17 protein-coding genes are annotated in these 18792 nt (G+C 45.0%); 3 read left to right on the top strand and 14 right to left on the bottom strand.

Features of this window, described 5'->3' with window-relative positions; translation table 11 throughout:
• Window positions 1-18: 18 nt before the first annotated feature.
• Window positions 19-771, bottom strand: coding sequence for a type III pantothenate kinase (locus B151_RS0106050; RefSeq protein WP_020402715.1), 753 nt, complete (start codon window positions 769-771; stop codon window positions 19-21).
• 53 nt (window positions 772-824) lie between these two features.
• On the opposite strand from B151_RS0106050, the gene B151_RS0106045 reads away from it, so the two are divergent.
• On the top strand, window positions 825-1541 hold the full coding sequence (locus B151_RS0106045) for an SDR family oxidoreductase (RefSeq protein ID WP_020402714.1): 717 nt from the start codon (window positions 825-827) through the stop codon (window positions 1539-1541).
• 26 nt (window positions 1542-1567) lie between these two features.
• Window positions 1568-1972, top strand: a complete 405-nt coding sequence (locus tag B151_RS0106040) for a DUF4296 domain-containing protein (protein ID WP_169332193.1) — start codon at window positions 1568-1570, stop codon at window positions 1970-1972.
• A gap of 10 nt (window positions 1973-1982) precedes the next feature.
• On the opposite strand, the gene B151_RS20160 is transcribed toward B151_RS0106040, so the two are convergent.
• On the bottom strand, window positions 1983-3413 hold the full coding sequence (locus tag B151_RS20160) for an alpha/beta hydrolase (RefSeq protein ID WP_020402712.1): 1431 nt from the start codon (window positions 3411-3413) through the stop codon (window positions 1983-1985).
• Window positions 3414-3606: 193 nt separating this feature from the next.
• Here B151_RS20160 and B151_RS0106025 point away from each other — a divergent pair, with 193 nt between their 5' ends.
• Window positions 3607-4779: a glycosyltransferase family 4 protein gene (locus B151_RS0106025; protein ID WP_157470700.1), complete on the top strand. Its 1173-nt coding sequence runs from the start codon at window positions 3607-3609 to the stop codon at window positions 4777-4779.
• Window positions 4780-4968: 189 nt separating this feature from the next.
• On the opposite strand, the gene ftsZ is transcribed toward B151_RS0106025, so the two are convergent.
• The 12 genes from ftsZ to B151_RS0105965 form a co-directional block, all read right to left on the bottom strand.
• A complete protein-coding gene (gene ftsZ, locus B151_RS0106020) occupies window positions 4969-6297 on the bottom strand; it encodes a cell division protein FtsZ (protein WP_020402710.1) in 1329 nt (442 codons plus the stop codon).
• A gap of 31 nt (window positions 6298-6328) precedes the next feature.
• Window positions 6329-6568, bottom strand: a complete 240-nt coding sequence (locus B151_RS0106015; protein ID WP_020402709.1) for a hypothetical protein — start codon at window positions 6566-6568, stop codon at window positions 6329-6331.
• Window positions 6569-6603: 35 nt separating this feature from the next.
• The gene (ftsA, locus tag B151_RS0106010) at window positions 6604-7863 is read right to left on the bottom strand and encodes a cell division protein FtsA (RefSeq protein ID WP_020402708.1); all 1260 of its coding nucleotides are present in this window, start codon (window positions 7861-7863) and stop codon (window positions 6604-6606) included.
• Window positions 7850-8146 carry a hypothetical protein gene (locus B151_RS0106005; protein ID WP_020402707.1) on the bottom strand — a complete coding sequence of 99 codons (297 nt, stop codon included), beginning with the start codon at window positions 8144-8146 and terminating at the stop codon, window positions 7850-7852. The genes ftsA and B151_RS0106005 overlap by 14 nt, the downstream gene beginning before the upstream one ends.
• Entirely contained in the window at window positions 8136-8864 is a 729-nt protein-coding gene (locus B151_RS0106000) for a cell division protein FtsQ/DivIB (RefSeq protein ID WP_020402706.1), read from the bottom strand. Before B151_RS0106000 ends, B151_RS0106005 begins: the two co-directional genes overlap by 11 nt.
• Window positions 8865-10238 carry a UDP-N-acetylmuramate--L-alanine ligase gene (gene murC / locus B151_RS0105995; protein ID WP_020402705.1) on the bottom strand — a complete coding sequence of 458 codons (1374 nt, stop codon included), beginning with the start codon at window positions 10236-10238 and terminating at the stop codon, window positions 8865-8867.
• A 67-nt stretch (window positions 10239-10305) separates the two neighbouring features.
• Window positions 10306-11412, bottom strand: coding sequence for an undecaprenyldiphospho-muramoylpentapeptide beta-N-acetylglucosaminyltransferase (gene murG / locus B151_RS0105990; RefSeq protein WP_020402704.1), 1107 nt, complete (start codon window positions 11410-11412; stop codon window positions 10306-10308).
• The gene (locus B151_RS0105985; RefSeq protein ID WP_020402703.1) at window positions 11405-12595 is read right to left on the bottom strand and encodes an FtsW/RodA/SpoVE family cell cycle protein; all 1191 of its coding nucleotides are present in this window, start codon (window positions 12593-12595) and stop codon (window positions 11405-11407) included. Before B151_RS0105985 ends, murG begins: the two co-directional genes overlap by 8 nt.
• Before the next feature lie 70 nt (window positions 12596-12665).
• A complete protein-coding gene (murD, locus tag B151_RS0105980; protein WP_020402702.1) occupies window positions 12666-14021 on the bottom strand; it encodes a UDP-N-acetylmuramoyl-L-alanine--D-glutamate ligase in 1356 nt (451 codons plus the stop codon).
• Window positions 14018-15154 carry a phospho-N-acetylmuramoyl-pentapeptide-transferase gene (mraY, locus tag B151_RS0105975; protein WP_020402701.1) on the bottom strand — a complete coding sequence of 379 codons (1137 nt, stop codon included), beginning with the start codon at window positions 15152-15154 and terminating at the stop codon, window positions 14018-14020. Before mraY ends, murD begins: the two co-directional genes overlap by 4 nt.
• Window positions 15154-16611: a UDP-N-acetylmuramoyl-L-alanyl-D-glutamate--2,6-diaminopimelate ligase gene (locus B151_RS0105970; RefSeq protein ID WP_020402700.1), complete on the bottom strand. Its 1458-nt coding sequence runs from the start codon at window positions 16609-16611 to the stop codon at window positions 15154-15156. Before B151_RS0105970 ends, mraY begins: the two co-directional genes overlap by 1 nt.
• Before the next feature lie 7 nt (window positions 16612-16618).
• Window positions 16619-18787 carry a peptidoglycan D,D-transpeptidase FtsI family protein gene (locus tag B151_RS0105965; protein ID WP_020402699.1) on the bottom strand — a complete coding sequence of 723 codons (2169 nt, stop codon included), beginning with the start codon at window positions 18785-18787 and terminating at the stop codon, window positions 16619-16621.
• Between the last annotated feature and the right edge of the window lie 5 nt (window positions 18788-18792).

The following is an 18792-nucleotide window of genomic DNA, read 5'->3' as shown; positions in this document are numbered from 1 at the left end:
TAGATTAGTAATCTTGGTTCAATTTTTACGATTTACTAAACGCTCCATTCCCTCAAAAACCAGGTAAGGACGTAACCGGGATTCCTTTTCCACTATAGTATCGATCAGGCTCCCATTTCCACCGGTGATGAACAAATCAAACGGTCCAAATTTCATTTCATACATCTCCATCATTTTTTCGAGAGCCATTTTGTAGAAACCTGCTTGTCCCCATTGCAAAGACTCCTTTGTGCTTTTTCCGGGCCAGTTTTTGGGAAGCGCGATGTCAACATTGGGAAGAGCAGGCGCCTTCTTCGGTAAGATCTCCATAAAATAGGGCAAACCCGGCGCTATGACTCCGCCCCGAAAAACATCATCCTGATCCATGAAATCAACCGTAATGGCAGTTCCTGCATCAATTACCACTACTGAGCTTGAAGTTTGTCCGGTTGCGCCATAACAAGCAAGAAACCGATCGATCCCGAGGGTATCTACTGTTTCATAATCCAATAAATCGCGGGGTACATCTTGTATGGTGATCTCTTTAAGGGAAACATTTTCGAGATTCATGCGCACGGCTTCCAGCACATCCTTTCGTACACCTGATAACACGATTAATTCAAATTTTTGGGGATGATCTCCGATCCATTTAATGAGATCTGAAGCCGAAAAACTGCCTTTAGGATGAATAGTTTCCCAATCAAAACCCTGCCGAAAGGCACCTTTGATGGAAGAGTTCCCCACATCCAGGTACAGTATTTTTTTTAAGGAATCGGAATCGAATTTGCTCATCTTTTTGTAGTACTTTTAAGAACGGAATTATTAAATAAAATACCATTTTTATAATGAATCTTGAGTCAAAAATTGCCATTGTCACCGGAGCCAGTAAAGGCATTGGGGCTGAGTTTAGCAGAATGCTGGTGCAAAACGGAACCAAAGTTTATGGATTAGCCCGCAGCAAAGATAAACTCAAAAAACTGCACTCCGAATTGGGCGACTCTTTTCATCCCGTTGTGATGGATATCACTAATTCAGAAAAGCTGGAACAATGGGTAGATGATACCTTCAGCAGAAAGCATCAGCCTGATATCCTTATCAATAATGCCGGGGTGATGTACTCTGACAAGGTCGAAGATCTTTCGATGGAGGAGTGGCATAATATGATCAATGTAAACCTGAATGGAGTATTTTATTTAACCAGGCTCATTGTTCCACTGATGAAAAATAATGAGAATGTATGCCACATTATCAACATAGCTTCTATTGCCGGACTTCTGGGGAACCCATCCATCTCGGGTTATAATGCCAGCAAATTTGCAGTTCGCGGATTTAGCGAAGCACTCTTCAAGGAGCTAAGGTACGATGGTATTAAGGTAACTTGTGTATTTCCCGGTTCTATCAACACAGATCTCTTTGATAAGATCGAGGGCATCGAAAATCACCCGAATATGATGAAAACCACAGATATTTCGAGCACCGTGAAGTTTCTGCTTGAAACGGATGATAATTTCCTGATCAATGAGATCACCATGCGTCCGCTTAATCCCAAAGATCCTACTTGATCATTGTTTCGCTTATGTTGCTTCGTATGCTCAGATCTAAATTTTACCTGATAATATTGTTGTTCTTTTCAGGATCCATGTTTTCCTGCATGGGCCCCGAACGCCCTGAACCTCCAAAAGACCTGATCCCGGAAGATTATTATGTAGATCTTTTGATCGACATGCAGCATATCAAAACCTGGCGGAATGTGGAACCTGACAGCGTAAATGCAGATTCCTTAAAGCAATTGATCTATCAGCGATATGATGTCACTGAAGCACAATTTTTAAGCTCTCATACGTATTATCAACAGCAGATAGAGCAACAGTTGATCAGGATAGACGAGGTGATACGACGCCTGGAAGCTGAAAGGGATTATATTCAGGCTCATATTGATTCCCTGAAAGATCTCCAAACCGGTCAGGACTCATTATCTGTCATTGATAAGTAGGTTTTATTATTCAGGGTCTATCAGTGTTATATAAGAATTTAAGCATGTCAGGCATTCGTTCGGCCCATGCTCGTTCATTGTGAGGAGCATTTTGAGCTTCAATATAATGAAGATCAGTGTCAGCCCATCCTTTTTGAAGCAGTGCATCACGCAGGGCTCGAGTGTCTTGCACGGCCTGATCGCCTTCAGCAGTTCCAATGTCAATCCAGATCTTTTGGCCGGTAGGTTCCACAAGTTGGTTTAACTGCCCTAAAATCCAGCGATTATCCCACCAAACAGAGGGAGAAACCACCAGCAGTTGGCTAAATTTATTGGGATGTTCAAGCCCAAGATGTATCGTTATCAATCCGCCAAGAGAGGAGCCTCCCAAAGCTGTATTTTCCCTTCCCGGAAGGGTTTTGAGATTCTCATCAATAAAAGGTTTTACTTCATTCAGCAGAAAATCACCGTAAACATCTCCTTTTCCACCTGCCGGCGGTTTATAAGCTAAAATGCGGTCAACGGGCGATTCCGGGGCTCCATCAAAACGGAAATGAATGTTAGCACGGGGTTGAAAATACACCGAGTCGGATTTTTTGATCAGATGCTGCCATTCAGTTCCACCGGGAATCCAGGTAAAAAGGGTATCGTTTGAAGCTGAAAACCGAAGCGTGTCATTTTCAGAAGTTATAAAGGTTCCGGTATAGCCGGACAGGTTTCCTGTATTAAAAGGCGGGTCAACCCGGTTCAATTCATGCTGCCAGTGTTGGCGCGTAGGCGTGTATTCATCAAAACGATCGGCCGTACTTGCAACGCCCACAATAATGATCGGCTCTATCTCACCGGCTTCAATGAGAGCTTGAGCGGCTTCATCGGCTTGCCATTCTTGTCCGGCAGCGGAGGCGTCGAACAAATTCTGTCCATCGTGCATGTACAACACCGGATATCGGCGTTCACTTTCTTCATAACCTGGAGGAAGGTAAATGTATAGGTCTCGATTCACCAGGTTCTTGCTCGGAAAATCGCGAATGATTTCCACATTTCCTGTAATAGTTGATGGAGGAGCAGGAGCCTCATCTGTCCAGCTCAGGTTAAATTCATTATGCCTGTTTTTGTGAATCACAACGGTGTGATTTCGCCCTTTTTGCCAGCCGTCATCGGGGTTATTGGTTCCATCTACTTTTATTTTGAGGGAGACGATCAGGCTGTCCGATTCAAAAGAAAAAGGAATCCCGACTTTGTATATACCATCTCCATTCTCATCAGAGGCCTCAAAAGTTAGGCCCCAACCCAAGGGTGATTGATCTCCCCGAAGTCCCACAAGTTCTTCATCAGGATTGAGCCATCCGGCTTCAATGGGTTCGGTCATATCAAGTGTGGCGTAAAGCGTATCTGTTGTTTGGGCTTGTGTTGAAATCACCAAAAAAAACAAGGCGGAAAGAATAAAAAAGTACGTTTTCATTCAAAAGGGTTATTTAAAAATGGAATTGAAGGTAGTGCAAAATTGTGAAGAAATACGTACGAGAATTATTTTAAAAAGATGTGGTTTGAAAAATCTATAAAATCGGGTTGAGCTTCCGTTCGATTCATCAAAAATCCATTTCTCATTCCCAAATAATTTCTTGAAGATTAGTATCTCCAATGAACAGTTTTCTTTGAGTTTATTTAAGATTCCATATTTTTGGGATATGAAGATCGGATATCTAACCAAACAAGATCCAGAGAATAAAAAGGCCTATTCCGGTACGCATTATTATATGTATCGTTCACTACAACGTGCATTTGATGAAGTCATCCCGCTTGGGCCGGTAGATTCAGCATATAAGTTTGTTCCAAAATTAACCGGCAAAGTGCGGTCATTGATCTCAGGCAAGACCTATAAATATCAGTACGACAGGGGGCTTGCTAAAAGAATGGCCGCAGCTATTGATAAAAAAATAATAGAGACCAATCCTGACGTGATTTTTGCATCGTTGATGTCGCCGGAAACTGCGTATCTCAAAACTGAAAAACCAGTATATTTGACATCTGATGCAACTTTTCCCCTTTTGCATGATCTTTACAAAAGCCATTCAAATCTTCATCCAAAGAGTATCAAAAATGCGAGATATTTAGAGCAAAAAGCTTTTGAAAAGGCCACAAAGCTGATCTTCCCATTGCAATGGCTGGCAGATTCTGCAATGAAGGAATATGGAATTCCTGCTCGGAAAATTGAGGTGGTTCCTTATGGGGCCAATCTTGAACGGACACTGACTGCAGATGAATTTGAGGAAGTACAGTCTGCACGAATGACATCTAATACTATCATTAAACTTATTTTTGTGGGAGTTCGATGGGAAGAAAAGGGCGGACCATTCGCTGTTCAAGTCTTCAGAGAACTTCAAAAAAAAGAAATCCCTTCCGAGTTGTGGATATTGGGCTGCAAACCGGAGATCCCCGACAAACCTGAACAAGTGAAGATCGTAGGTTTCTTGGATAAATCTGTCCCAAAAGAGCAGGAAGAATTATTTCGGTTATACAGAGAAGCCTCGTTTTTTATTATGCCCACCAAGGCGGAATGTGTAGGCATGTCGTTTATTGAAGCGGCGAGTTTTGGTTTGCCTGCCATTGGAACTGAAACAGGTGGCGTTCCTGAAGCTGTAATACATGACCAAACCGGATTCATCATCAAACCAAAAGATAGCCCGAAAAATGTAGCGGATTGGATAGCTTATAGTTGGTTTGATAAGAAAAAATATGAGGCATTAGCAGAAAAAGCCTATCAAAGATATCAGAACCAAATGAATTGGAACCGTTGGGGAGAAGCATTAAAGCAGATAGTAAAGTGAGGTTCACAGACAAGCTGACCAGCCAACGTCCACAAAATCACCAACAAAAAAGAAGAAGCCCCGGTCAGGAGACTTCTTCTGTTGTTAGCAATCTATAGCTTAAATGAAGCTATAATCCAGTAAAATCGGGGTTCACGGAGATACCAATCCCATGGCTATCTTATTCAGATCGATATCCCCGCAATTCAATCAGTCCATGATTTTTCGTAAGAAAGCAGGCTGATCGGTATCGTCTTTGCGAATTCGCTCAGTTCGGCTTTGGAAAGGAGCGATGTTATCCTGCGCTTCTTTACGCTGCTCTTCCTCTTCCGGGACTTCGATGTTCTCTTCAGACTTCCGTACGTTCAGGTCACGTCGAAGGTAGGATGGAGTATCCAGCTTTTTGAGGTTGTTTTCGCCTTTGTAGTAATCGCCGGTAGTGCGGGCAAATCTTTTTGGAACATCCGTTTGTTTGCCGGATGACTGCATATTTGCCTGGGCATTCTCAGCCGCTTTGTTAAGCGAACCTTCACTCTTACCTGATACTTTCGCAGAGTTGCGTTCTTCGGCAAGATCGAATCCGGTAGCTATTACGGTTACGCGAATTTGATCTCCAAACTCTTCATCCAATACGGTACCGAGTATGATCTCTGCATTTTCACCTGCTTCATCGTGGATGATATTCGTAGCTGTGGTAGTCTCGCGCATTCCAAGATTGGAACCGGCTGAGATATTCACCAGCACATTGCGGGCTCCGCGGATACTCACTCCGTCCAGCAGTGGAGAGTTGATGGCCGCGCGGGCTGCTTTTTCGGCACGATCCTGACCATCGGCCGTTGCAGAACCCATAATGGCTGCTCCACCATCGCTCATGGTTGTTCGAACATCCGCAAAGTCAAGGTTGATAAGTCCGGGCATGAGAATCAGGTCACTGATACCGCGCGTGGCATTATAAAGGACTTCGTTCGCCATCGCGAATGCTTCCATCAGGGAAGTATTCTCATCGGCGATATCGAGCAGTCGTTCGTTTGGAATGACGATTACGGTATCGCAATTTTTCTTTAGTTCGGTGATGCCTTCCAGGGCATATTTTTTACGAACCTTGCCTTCGCATTCGAAGGGGGTAGTAATGATACCCACGGTCAGAATACCGCGTCGTTTGGCAATTCCGGCTACCACAGGAGCTCCTCCGGTTCCGGTTCCACCGCCCATGCCGGCCGTCACAAAAACCATGTCGGCACTTTCGATAGATTCTTCAATTTCGTGGCGATTTTCTTCCACCGCTTCACGACCGATCTCAGGTCGTGCTCCGGCGCCAAGACCGTTGGTAAGGGCTGAACCCACCTGGATCTTGATATCCGCCATACTGTTTTTAAGGGCCTGTGCATCCGTGTTCAACGCAATGTATTCCACACTGTCGAGGCCCATGTTGATCATATTGTTAATGGCGTTACCGCCACCGCCGCCTACGCCGATCACTTTGATCTTGGCGTTTTCTTGGCTCTGTTCGTCGAAAAAGAAACGTGAATTGTTAGCCATGATATAACTCCTTTGAGTTGTGTTGTTTTCTTTACTGGATTGTTATTTGTAGATGATTGCTATGAAATGAGATCCGAAAAACCGAATTCACTTCATTCTTCTTGATTGCTGTTTTATTACTAAAGTTCTTTGAAATTGGATCAAGTAAACCTGCGAGCGTCCTTAAAGACCTAGCAGCGTTTACGGTTGTAAATGCAACAGCGCAACGCTTCAAGGTCTCACCGACGCTTGAAGGATGCTTTTGCTCAATACCAATTTCTTCAATATTCATATCTGTTCATTGATCACTGAAAAACTGATCACTGTCTAAAGTTCTTTGAACCAACTCTTCATACGGTCGGTGATCTTTTGCATCACTTGCTCCACGTTGGTTCCTTTGGACGATGATGGCATCATCGTTTGGTTGTTTGCAGTTCCTGATCGAAGAGCATGCATCACCAGACCCACACCGGTAGCGTAGATCGGGCTGTTCACTTCTTCCTTCAGTCCACCTGTAATGCCCAGCGGAATTCCCACTTTGGCATCCAGTCCTAAAATTTCGTTTGCTAGCGGACAAATATTCTTGATCAATGAACCACCACCCGTGATAACTACACCGGCGCTCATTGAATCTGCATAACCGCTACGCTTGATCTCAATGCCCACGATCTCAAGGATCTCTTCCATTCGGGCTTGCACGATCTTAGCTAAAATGCTTTTGGTGATTTCTTTGGGAGGGCGTCCGGCAATTCCGGGTACGGTGATCACTTCGTCCTCTTCGATCATATCGGCATAGCTTTCGCCATGTTTTCGTTTAAGGGTCTCTGCCTGGTCGTCCAATACGCTGAGTCCGAGACGGATGTCGTCGGTTACTTTCTGTCCTGCAATGGCAATGACCGCCGTATGTCGGATCGTATTATCCTGGAAGATGGCCATATCGGTCGTTCCGCCACCGATATCAACCAACACCACACCGGCTTCTTTCTCCTCTTCATCCAACACGGAGTAGGAGGAAGCCAGCGGTTCAAGGATGATATCTGCTACCTGATATCCCGCGCGTTCCACGCAGCGATAAATGTTCTTGGCTGCAGAAACAAGACCGGTGATAATGTGAACTTCGGCTTCCATGCGCATGCCACTCATACCAACGGGATCGCTAATGCCATCCTGACCGTCAACTACAAACTCCTGCGGGATCACGTGCAGAATTTGCTGATCGGTAGGGAGCATGATACGCTGGCAATCCTCAAGCAGGCGCTCCACATCTTTGGTCGTAATTTCATTGTCTTTGTTATTGATGGTGATCACACCTTTACTGCGCATACTGCGGATATGATCGCCGGCAATACCCACGTTTACGGAATTCACCTGAATACCTGAAGCGAGTTCGGCCTGGGCGATGGCATCTTTGATGGCATTCACCGTCTTGTCGATATTTACGACTACGCCACGGTTCAGCCCATCACTTTGTGCTTTACCCACGCCCAGAATGTTAATACGTTCCTGTTCATCGATTGAAGCTACGATTGCACAAATTTTTGTGGTCCCGATATCGAGACCTACCATTATGTTTTCATGTTCTTCCATGACGATCCGCTGTGTTTTGTTGATTGCTAATGTTCTTTTTTTCTTTTGCTGATGGCGATGCCAAATCGGAATAAAAATCGGTGATGGAATCCTTCTTCTGAATGTCTTTAGAGGAAGAATTCAAGAGGGTGTCCACATATTTTTCAGCATCATTTCTGCTGTCATGATCCAATGACCTTATCTCTGGTTCCGTACGCTCCGCGTCGGAACCAATGGAATTTTCTTTAAACCCGGAAAATCCCATGACGTCTTTAAATGATATGTTGCTGAAGTCAAATTTCACGGGTCACCACCTGGTTTGTAAACCGGAGGTCAACCTGGCGCATCTGGTCAATTCCTTTGGTCTTTACGATCTGACCATAAAATGCTTTCCAGTTCTCCAGCTTGGTTTCAAAGTTGTTACGACCAAAAATCAATTTCACCCCGTTCTCGTGACTTAGTGCCACAACCCCGTCGGTTTCATCAAAGGCCACTTCACTGATGGTGCTCCATCCAAAGCCATCGATCTTGGCTCTCATCAAAAAATCTCGTACTTGCATAAAGGATTCACTTTTCAGTGTGTCTCTTTGGCTGGTTCGATAGCCGTAAAGCAGCGGGACATCCTGTGTTTTTCCTTCAAGGATCGGAAGTTTCACTCCTTCCGCATCCACATAAATTCTATCTGAACCATTGATCAATAAGGCGATGGGTTGCCGCTCAGCAATAGTCAACCGCAATGTGCCATTTGGCTCGATATACGGTTTCGCAGAACGCACATAATCAAGCTTTTCAACCCGCTGAATTACTTCGGTCAGATCCAAGCTATCCGGCTTGATGCCCATTGGAACTGCAGCCGTCTGCTTCACCATTTCATATTCGGTGTAATTCAGTGCATTCACTTTAAGGTCCTGTACCGTCACATTCCGGTTCCAGTACATGGCAGCAAGTACAGCAATCCCGGCTACCATCAATACGGCAGTGATCCACGGTAAAAGGCTTCTATTTGATTCCTTCTTGCTCAATTACTTTGCTTTCGGTTTAAATTTTCCTGATTCCAATGCTTCTATAAAATCTTCGCCAAAACGGTAGATATCTCCGGCACCCATCGTAATAATGATGTCACCTTCCTTCGCAATTTCTTTCAGCGTTTTGGTGATCTCTTCCTTGTTCTCTACATATTTCACATTCTTGTGACCGTACTGCATAGCGGTGTCTGCGATCAGCTTCCCGGTCACGCCTTCAATAGGTTTTTCGCGGGAAGGATAGACATCCGTGCAGATCAACATTTCCGCATCAAAGAAAGAGAGGCCAAATTCCTTGTAAAGATCTTGCGTGCGTGAATACAGATGCGGTTGGAATACGGCAACAACCCGCCGGTCGGGCCAGCCTTTGTGAGCTGCCTGAAGCGTTGCTTGCACTTCAGTGGGGTGATGGGCGTAATCATCGATCACCATGCATCCATTACTGTACTTTAGCTGAAAGCGACGGAAAACTCCTTCATAGCGCTCCAGGCCTTGCTTAATCAATTTGAAATCAATGCCAAGTTCCAGTCCCGTAGCAATTGCCGCCAAAGCATTTTTCACATTATGTTCGCCGGGAGTCTTTAGAGTGATAACTCCTAATTTTTCGCCTTCATATACTACGGAAAAGGTACTGGTAAAAGCATCAGATCGAATATCAGTAGCTCGAAGTTGAGCCTGAGGTGTTAATCCATATGTAATTACCCGTTTTTCCAATTGTGGAAGAATGCTCCGTACGTTTGGATCATCAAGACAAACGATGACTGCACCATAAAAAGGTACCTTATTGGCGTAATCAATGAACGCCTGCTTCACATCTTCAAGGTCATCGTATATATCCAGATGTTCGGCTTCAATATTCGTGATGATGGCCAGGGAAGGAGAGAGGCGCAGAAAGGTCCGATCAAATTCATCGGCCTCTACCACTATAAGATCTCCTTTACCAACAACCGCATTGGTTTTGTCAAAACTGTGAACTTTTCCACCTACGATGATAGTCGGATCGTAATTGCCATCTTGGGTTACATGTCCGACCATGGTAGTCGTAGTCGTTTTTCCATGCGTTCCGGCCACCCCGATGCCAAACTTCATTTTCATCAGTTCAGCCAGCATCTCTGCCCGCTTGATGGTTGGAATACGGTTTTCGATGGCCGCTATGGTCTCTACATTTTCATCAGCTTTAACAGCGCTGGTGTATACTACCACATCGGCGCCTTCGATATATTCAGCTTTATGTCCTTTGTGAACAGTGGCTCCGAGTTGTTGTAGCCTACGCGTTGTTTCGGTTTCCGCACCATCCGAGCCGGTCACTTTATAACCGCGCTGCAATAAAATTTCGGCCATCCCGCTCATACCGATGCCCCCAATACCCACCATGTGGATATGTTTTGTGCGGCCAAATACGGGTTGTGTTTCGATGCGTTGTTCCACTTCTTTTACTTCTTTAAAGCTTAGATTTTGCGATTTCTAAAATTTCTTTGGCAATAAGCTTAGCCGCATCCGGTTTGGCCAGATTTAGCGCAGCCTGATTCATGCGCTTCAGGTTTTCCTGATCGTAGATCAATTGTTCTACCAATTCAGTCATGGTTTCTTTCATAGCGCTGTCCTCCAGTATTTTGGATGCTCCGGCATCAACCATCGCCATTGCGTTTTGGGTTTGATGATCTCCCGCCACATTAGGCGAGGGCACAAGAATGCTTGGTGTGCCCGTAAGCATCAATTCTGAACACGAACTCGCTCCGGCTCTACTGATCACGAGGTCGGCAGCGGCATACGCTTCCGCCATATTGTCGAGATAGGCGGTAAGCCGCAGGTTTTTTAATTCCTTTTCGTTGATCTCTGTCGTCAATTCATCGTAATATCTTGGGCCGCATTGCCAGATGATCTGCAAGCCGGCTTCGTCATGAAGCTGCTCAATATTGGCTTTCATGGCCTCATTGATGGTTTTTGCACCACCACTACCGCCCATCACCAAAAGCACGGGCCTATCATCACTAAAACCAAAACTCGCGAGGGCTTTTTTATGATCTGCGTCTGTCAAAGTGGCCCGTGTTGGGTTTCCTACGACTTCTGTTTTTTCTTTCGGCAGGAACCGGTCGGCTTCCTTGAAGGCAGTAAAAATCTTGTTCGCAAATTTGGCTAATAATCGGTTCGTAACACCGGGAAAACTGTTCTGTTCCTGAATTACGATGGGAATGCCTTTCTTGCCGGCTACCCATCCCACCGGACCTGCAACATATCCTCCGCAGGAAACCACCACTTGTGGCTTGTACGCGGAAAGAATACTAAGGCTTTGAAATAAACTGGTTAGCAATTTCACTGGAAACAGAAAATTCTTTAGGGTGAACCGACGATGGAAACCACTGATCCAAACATTTTTGATCGGATATCCTGCTTTCGGGACGGCGTTCCATTCCATATGGTTCTTTGTTCCTACAAACAAGATCTCCGTTTCAGGATTCTCGGCTTTCAATGCATCTGCAATGGCGATGGCAGGGTATACATGTCCGCCTGTGCCGCCTGCAGCCAATAAAATTCGAGGGTTATCCATAGAACAGGGGCCTCCTTTCCCGATTATGCTTCGAGATATTCAGGAGAATGCCAACCATGAGTCCGGCAAATAGCATACTGGTACCGCCATAACTTACAAAGGGCATGGGAAGTCCCGTTACCGGCAAGATGCCACTTGCAACACCGGCATTTACAAATCCATATAAAACAATCATCAAAGTGCAGGCAACAGCGAGCAAAGATCCAAGGTTGTCTTCTGCTTTTCGTGAAATGAAGACCACTCCGCGGATCAAGATCAGGGTAAAGATCAGGATCAGAGACATGGCTCCAAACAGGCCGTATTCTTCAGCGATGATTGCAAAAATAAAATCGTTGTAAGGGGCGGGGAGGAAGTCGCGCTGGGCACTTTTCCCAATTCCCACACCCATCAATTCTCCCCGGGCAATCGCAATGTGTGCCTGTTGGGCCTGATATCCGCTTCCCTGGATAATATGTTCACTGGGAATATCTTTGACTTGGGTAATGTATTGCTCAATCCTATCCTGGCGGTTTCCGGATTGTCCGATCAGCAAAGTTCCGCCAAGTATGCCAATAGCGATAAGGCCTCCAAGTTGTATTACGCTAACCCGACCTATGAACATCACTGTGAGACAAATGATCATTAAAATTCCTGCACTGCTAAAGTCTTCAATTCCGATGAGCCCACAAGTCAGGATTACCCAAAACATGATGGGGAGAAATGTTTTCTTGAAATCTTTGATGTACTCCTGCTTCTCACTTAATAACACACAGATATGGAATATGAGCGCTACAGAAGCTACCATGGATGGTTGAAAGGAGAAACCTGCGATGTTTAACCAACGCCTGGCACCGAACTGTTCGGTTCCAAAGGCAAGCACTGCCATGAGTAAAAATAAGCTTACCACCATGCCAATTCGGCTAAATTTTGCCAGTGTATGGTAGTTGATCTTGGAAGTGATAAGCATCACAAAAAAGGCGATACCAAGTTTCACCATATGTCCGATGATCAACTGTCCGGCTGTGGTTGCCTTGGTTTCAGCAAAAAAGGCAATTGATGAATACACCGCCAGCATCCCGAAGGTCATAAGTATGACCACGGCCATCAATAAATATCGATCACTACCTTGCTTGCGCGTATCGATATCCTCAGCAGAAGTGCCGATGATGTTAGAAATATTGCTATGTGGACTGGTATATATCATTAATTATTCAAGGTCCAAGCTTCAAATTCCAGTTTTTGATCATTGGAATTTGGCTCTTGGAGTTTTGTTCTTACAATTTGTTTACTTCGTCTTTGAAAATTTTACCGCGGTGCTCGTAGCTGTCGAACATATCGAAAGAGGCGCAGGCCGGACTCAAGAGTACGATTTCACCTTTTTTGGCTACTTTTTGCGCAGCGCGAACGGCTCCGCCCATGGTTTCCACTTTTACAAAATTGGGAGCCACTTTGCCGAGCTGCGCTTCCACACGATCTTTTGATTCTCCTATGGCGATGATGGTGTGAACTTTCTCACGGATCTGATCTTCCAGTTCGCTGTAATCATTTCCTTTGTCACGGCCACCCAGTATGAGCGTTACCGGCACATTAAAGCTATCCAAAGCAAACCAAACGGCATTTACATTGGTGGCCTTGCTATCGTTGATGTACTTCACGCCATCCACTTCGCGAGCCAGCTCCAGCCGGTGTTCAACGCCGGTGAATGTTTTCAGGCTTTCGCGGATAATTTCATTTTTGATCTCAGCGGCGCGTGCAGCCAGCGCAGTTGCAAGTCCATTACTGAGATTGTGCCGTCCTCTGAGTCCTAATTCTTCTGTTGGCATAAGGGGTTCTTCCTTGTCGTTGAATTTGAAGATGATATAATCGTCGCGAACAAAGGCGCCTTGTGGAACTTCATTCTCATTGGAGAATGCCCACAATTGTGGAGCCGTTTGTATTTGCTTTAGCTGTTCAACATGCTTTTGAATGATCGGATCATCGTAATTGAAGATGAACCGATCTTCTTTTGTCTGATTTTCCGTGATCCTGAATTTCGCTGCGGCATAAAGCTCAAGGCTGTCTTGGTAGCGATTCAGGTGGTCCGGGGTGATATTCAAAATCATGCTCACCGCCGGTTTAAAATCTTTGATGTGATCTAGCTGAAAACTGCTGACTTCCAAAAGGAAATCACCGGTGTTTCGATCAATCTCATCCGAAAAAGCCACGCCGATATTCCCGGCCAGGGCATGATCCCGATCGGCGGTATTCCAGACGTGATCGAGCCAGTTGGCAACCGTGGTTTTGCCGTTGCTTCCTGTTACTGCGAAGATCTTTTGGTCGGTGAACCAGCTTGCTGCTTCAATTTCAGAGTACACGCTTTTCCCTTCATTCAGGTAATATTGAATGATGGGGGCTTCTGTGGGCACGCCCGGACTCAAAACCACAAAATCAGCTGATTTGGTCCGATCAGTATGCCCGTTTTCTTCATAAGAAATACCGGCTTGTTCCAATTTTTGTTTGGCTTGATCCGAGATTTGCCCGTAATCAGATACAAAAACGTCAGCTCCTTTCTTAGCCAGAAGGAGGGCAGCGGCTATGCCACTTCGGGCAGCACCGATCACAACAATATGTTGGCCTTGAACGTCTTTCATCGGATTTTGAGCGTTAATAAGCTTAGAATTCCTAATAAAACTGTGATGATCCAAAACCGAACCACGATCTTCTGTTCGGGCCAGCCTTTCTTTTCATAGTGATGATGGATCGGGGTCATTAAAAAGATGCGTCTGCCTTCACCGTATTTCCGTTTGGTATATTTGAAATAGCTTGTTTGAATGATGACAGAAAGTGTTTCAACAAAAAAGATTCCGCATATGAATGGAAGTAATAATTCCTTATGAAGCATTAGTCCCAGGGTGCCAAAGGCCCCGCCTAAAGCGAGAGACCCGGTATCTCCCATGAAAACGGAAGCGGGATTAGTGTTGTACCACAAGAAACCGATGCAGGCTCCGATCAACGAGGCAGTGAAAATAGTAAGCTCACCGGCTCCCGGCAGATACATAATGTCTAAGAATCCTGAGAAGTCAACACGGCCAGACACATAGGCAAAAATGGCAAATACAATACCGCAGATGGCTGAAGTTCCGGCTGCAAGTCCGTCTAGCCCGTCTGTTAAATTCGTTGCATTACTTACGGCCGTTACCACAAATACAGCAACTCCGAGATAGATGACACCGCCAAGTGCCTCTCCAAAAAAGGCGTAGTCTATGTTGACATTCTTTAAGAATGGAACCGTGGTAAGCGAGTTGAAAGATTCAAATTCAGGATGATAGTACAAGGTGGCTCCAACAATAAGGCCTACGCTAACCTGTCCGGCTACCTTGAACCATCCCGCCAATCCGCTCTTGTCTTTTTTAACTACTTTGATATAATCATCAATAAAACCCACGATGCCCAGGGCCAATACCACAAATACGATCAGCCAGCTGTAAATACTGTCCATGCGCGCCCACAATATGGTTGGGATCACAATTGAAAGAATAATGATCACACCACCCATAGTTGGAGTAGAACCTTTGGCAAGATGATGGTCGAGCCCGATATCATCCCGAATCGTTTCTTTAAGCTGTAGTTTGCTTAGCCATTGAATGATCTTTCGCCCAATGAACAAGCTGATCAGCAGGGAAGTGATGGCAGCAAGAGCTGTTCGTGTTGAAATAAAAGCAACGGCTCCGGTTCCGGGAACATCAAAAGTAGTATCAAGCCAGGTGAAGAGTTCGTGTAGCATCAGCTTCCTCCGGCTTTTTGAGTGAGACATTCACGGGCAATTTCGCGGTCATCAAAATGATGTCGCTTGCCGTTTACTTCCTGATAATCTTCATGGCCTTTGCCGGCGATCAAAATAATTTCGTTGGCAGAGGCTTCAGAAATAGCGGTATGGATTGCTTTCTTGCGATCGGTGATGCTTTTCACATTGTCCAGATTCTCAAATCCATCCAAAATATCTGCGATGATGAGATCAGGATTTTCCGTTCGGGGATTGTCGCTCGTAACGATAATCTTGTCCGCAAATTCAGCGGCAGCTTTGGCCATCTTAGGCCTTTTACCGGCATCACGATCACCACCGGCACCAAATACAACCGTCAGTGTTTGATTATCTTCTTTTACAGAAATAAGAGTGGACAGCACATTGGATAGAGCATCAGGTGTGTGAGCATAATCCACAATAACCACCGGGAGGTTTTTACCTTTAACCATCACGGTTTCCATGCGTCCGGAAGCTCCTTTGGCTTCTTTAAGAGCATCGGCTATTTCCTTTGAATCTAACCCAAGTTTTTTGCAGATCAGGAAAGTCTCCGCAATATTATATGCATTAAAAGTACCTACAAGTGGGCTTTCAATACGCTGACCTTCAACGATCAGGGAAAGTCCGTTGGGAGAATTTTCCAGGATGTGGGAAGAATCGCCTTTAAAACTCAAGAAGCTTACCTCAGCTTTACAATCCTGCGCCATAAATTTGGCTTGAGGATCATCTCCGTTTATGATCGCGAAAGAGTTGGTCGGAAGGCTGTCAAAAAGCATTTTTTTAGCTTTCGCATAATCTTCCAGGGTTTCATGATAATCGAGGTGGTCCTGACTTAAATTCGTAAATGCAGCAACCTCAAAATTAAAACCTTCGGTTCGGTGTTGATCCAGGGCATGAGAAGATACCTCCATTGCCAAATATTCTGAACCGGCTTCCGCCATTTTCTTCATATCAGATGCCAGTTCAATAGGATCTGATGTAGTGAGTTTGCTATCCAACTCTTCATTCAAAATTCGTTTGTGAACCGTTCCCAGTAACGAGACTTTTAGTCCACAAGCTGATAACACCTGATATACCAAGGTTGCAGTAGTGGTCTTTCCATTCGTCCCCGTGATTCCAATCACTTTCATGTTTTGAGCGGGATATCCTGCAAAAGCCTGTGCCAAAGGGCCTGCCAAGACCTGTGTGTTTTCCACTTCGATCACACATACATCTTTCTCTGTATAATAGGATTCTTCACAAATCACCACGCGTGCGCCTCTTTCAATGGCATCTTCTAAAAACATGTGACCATCTACCTGAGTACCGCGCAGTGCAATAAACACAGAGCCTTTCCTAACCTCACGAGAATCGATCGCGAAATTGGTTAAATCATATGCTGCCTCTTGTTGAGTGACATGCAATGGATTACAGATCTCTATGATTTTTTGAATATCCAAGTGGGTTTTAGTCTTCTCGTTTGGTGATCAATTCCAGTGATTTGGCTTTTCCTCTCACCGTTACGGTGTAGCCTTTACGTAAATGAGCTCCTGCTTTGGGATATTGCGCAAATACTGTTCCCGAGCCTATTAATTCGGCTTTCAATCCCAGATCTAAGAGCAGATTTTGAGCTTTCCTCATGTTCATACCATCCAGATCCGGAACCTCTGCATAGCCTTCCTTAACACTTGCACTGTCAGTGGCGGTGTAAGTTTCCGAAAGGGTCAGAGAAATTTCTTGTCCGGGTTTTAGTACTGTTCCGGCTTCAGGAATTTGGTTTGCCACATAACCTGATTTTCCGTCGATATCATAATCCAGCGCCAATTCAGTTAAAATTTGTTTAGCTTGAGCCGGGGTAAGACCTCTTAATAAAGGAGCCTTGACCAAAATTGGAGATGCTTTTTCTTCGGAGCCCATGTTCTGCTGAATGTCACTGTCCAATCCTGCAATTCGAAGCGCGATATTCTTGAAAATAGGTCCTGCAGTAAGTCCACCATAACCAATGGTTTTTGGTTCATCTAAAAGGATAAAGCAAACATATTTTGGGTCGTCAACAGGAAAAAATCCTACAAATGAGCTCCGATATCTGTTTGTGTATCTTCCATTTACAACTTTTTTGGCCGTCCCGGTTTTTCCGGCAATTCTGAGGCCTTCAACCTGAGCGAGATCACCGGTTCCGGAATCTGCGACAACACTTTCAAATACAGGAAGCAGTTTTTTTAAAGTAGAAGCTTTGGCTATTCTTCGTATCTCAACGGGTTCATGCCGTTTTATCACCTCTCCGTTCTTATCTTCAATACGTTCAACCAGGTAAGGTCTCATTAGGAGGCCTTTGTTGGCAAAAGCGGCATAGGCCTGTGCAATTTGAAGGGGAGTAGTTTGAATTTCGTATCCATGCGACATCCACGGCAGGGTTACCAAACTCCATTCAAAAGGTTTGGCCAGTCTTCCCTGAGTTTCCCCGCTTAGGTCGATGTTGGTTTCCGTGCCAAAACCCATGTTACGCACGTACTGATAGAATACGTCCGGCTTCATGCGCATAGCAATCTTGGCAGTAGCTATATTGGAAGACTTTTGTATCACTTCCTGAAAGGTCAGGTTGCCAAGGGGGTCGTGATCGCGGAGCACCAGGTCATGAATCACTTCCTCTCCATTTTCCGGAGTTTCTATAACTTCATCAAAATTCACAACGCCTTGTTCAACGGCAGCCACAGCTGTTACCAGTTTAAAGGTAGAACCGGGTTCGATCATGTCAGAAATAGCAAAATTCCTCCGGTTTTCATCTTCATCACTGCCTGGATAATTCGGGTCAAAAGTAGGATAGTTGGCAAGTGCCTTAATAGCCCCGGTATTAGGATCCATGATGATACCGGTGCCATAATTAGCCATGTGCTTCTCAACTCCGGCCTGAAGTTCATCTTCAAGAATAGCCTGTATGTAAGCGTCAATGGTGGTATGGAGTGAATATCCGTTTCGGGGGAGTTTTTTGGGAGCGCCTACATATTCAAAAATACGATTGAACGGATCGCGCCGAACCTGACGAATTCCATCTTCTCCTTTTAATTCGTCATTATAATAAGCTTCAAGGCCGATACGCCCTTCGGTATTATGGTTTACAAAACCCAAGGTATGGGCAGCAAGGGTTCCAAAGGTATATTTTCGGCGATAGTTCTCCTCCAGAATAACACCGGGAATGTCCAGCATCTTGATCTCATCTTTTATGATAGGAGAAAGGTTTGTTCCCAAAACTATGTAACGAGACCTGGAAGGAGCTTGACGGATCTTATTCCGATAATAAGAAGCCGGACGTGAAGTGATAGTACCCAGTTTGGTTACTAATTTTTCAATTTCTTGATTTGGAACGCCTGCTTTGCCGTTAACCGTAACTTTAGGATCAAAGGCCAACTTATAATCGACGGCATTGGTAGCAAGCAATGTACCATTCGCATCGTAGATGTTCCCGCGCTGAGCCGGAATTGGAATTTGATCTACGGCTTGTTTACTCCAAAGAGCCCGTAACTCATCGCCTTCAAAGTAGTTTATGCGGATAAGCTGAAATCCAAGAGCAGCAGGTATCAGCAAAATGAGCCCCAAAACGATAAACATTCGGCTTAAAATAGCGGTTCGTTCATCCATCACAA

Origin of the sequence: Gracilimonas tropica DSM 19535 (assembly GCF_000375425.1) — a bacterium.
GTDB lineage: Bacteria > Bacteroidota > Rhodothermia > Balneolales > Balneolaceae > Gracilimonas > Gracilimonas tropica.
This window is presented reverse-complemented; position numbering and strand designations above follow the sequence as displayed.

Coding starts and splice junctions, on each gene's coding strand:
- B151_RS0106050 (WP_020402715.1), bottom strand. CDS start 771: ATGAGCAAATTCGATTCCGATTCCTTAAAAAAAATACTGTACCTGGAT.
- B151_RS0106045 (WP_020402714.1), top strand. CDS start 825: ATGAATCTTGAGTCAAAAATTGCCATTGTCACCGGAGCCAGTAAAGGC.
- B151_RS0106040 (WP_169332193.1), top strand. CDS start 1,568: ATGCTCAGATCTAAATTTTACCTGATAATATTGTTGTTCTTTTCAGGA.
- B151_RS20160 (WP_020402712.1), bottom strand. CDS start 3,413: ATGAAAACGTACTTTTTTATTCTTTCCGCCTTGTTTTTTTTGGTGATT.
- ftsZ (WP_020402710.1), bottom strand. CDS start 6,297: ATGGCTAACAATTCACGTTTCTTTTTCGACGAACAGAGCCAAGAAAAC.
- B151_RS0106015 (WP_020402709.1), bottom strand. CDS start 6,568: ATGAATATTGAAGAAATTGGTATTGAGCAAAAGCATCCTTCAAGCGTC.
- ftsA (WP_020402708.1), bottom strand. CDS start 7,863: ATGGAAGAACATGAAAACATAATGGTAGGTCTCGATATCGGGACCACA.
- murC (WP_020402705.1), bottom strand. CDS start 10,238: ATGGTGGGTATTGGGGGCATCGGTATGAGCGGGATGGCCGAAATTTTA.
- murG (WP_020402704.1), bottom strand. CDS start 11,412: ATGGATAACCCTCGAATTTTATTGGCTGCAGGCGGCACAGGCGGACAT.
- B151_RS0105985 (WP_020402703.1), bottom strand. CDS start 12,595: ATGATATATACCAGTCCACATAGCAATATTTCTAACATCATCGGCACT.
- murD (WP_020402702.1), bottom strand. CDS start 14,021: ATGAAAGACGTTCAAGGCCAACATATTGTTGTGATCGGTGCTGCCCGA.
- mraY (WP_020402701.1), bottom strand. CDS start 15,154: ATGCTACACGAACTCTTCACCTGGCTTGATACTACTTTTGATGTTCCC.
- B151_RS0105965 (WP_020402699.1), bottom strand. CDS start 18,787: ATGGATGAACGAACCGCTATTTTAAGCCGAATGTTTATCGTTTTGGGG.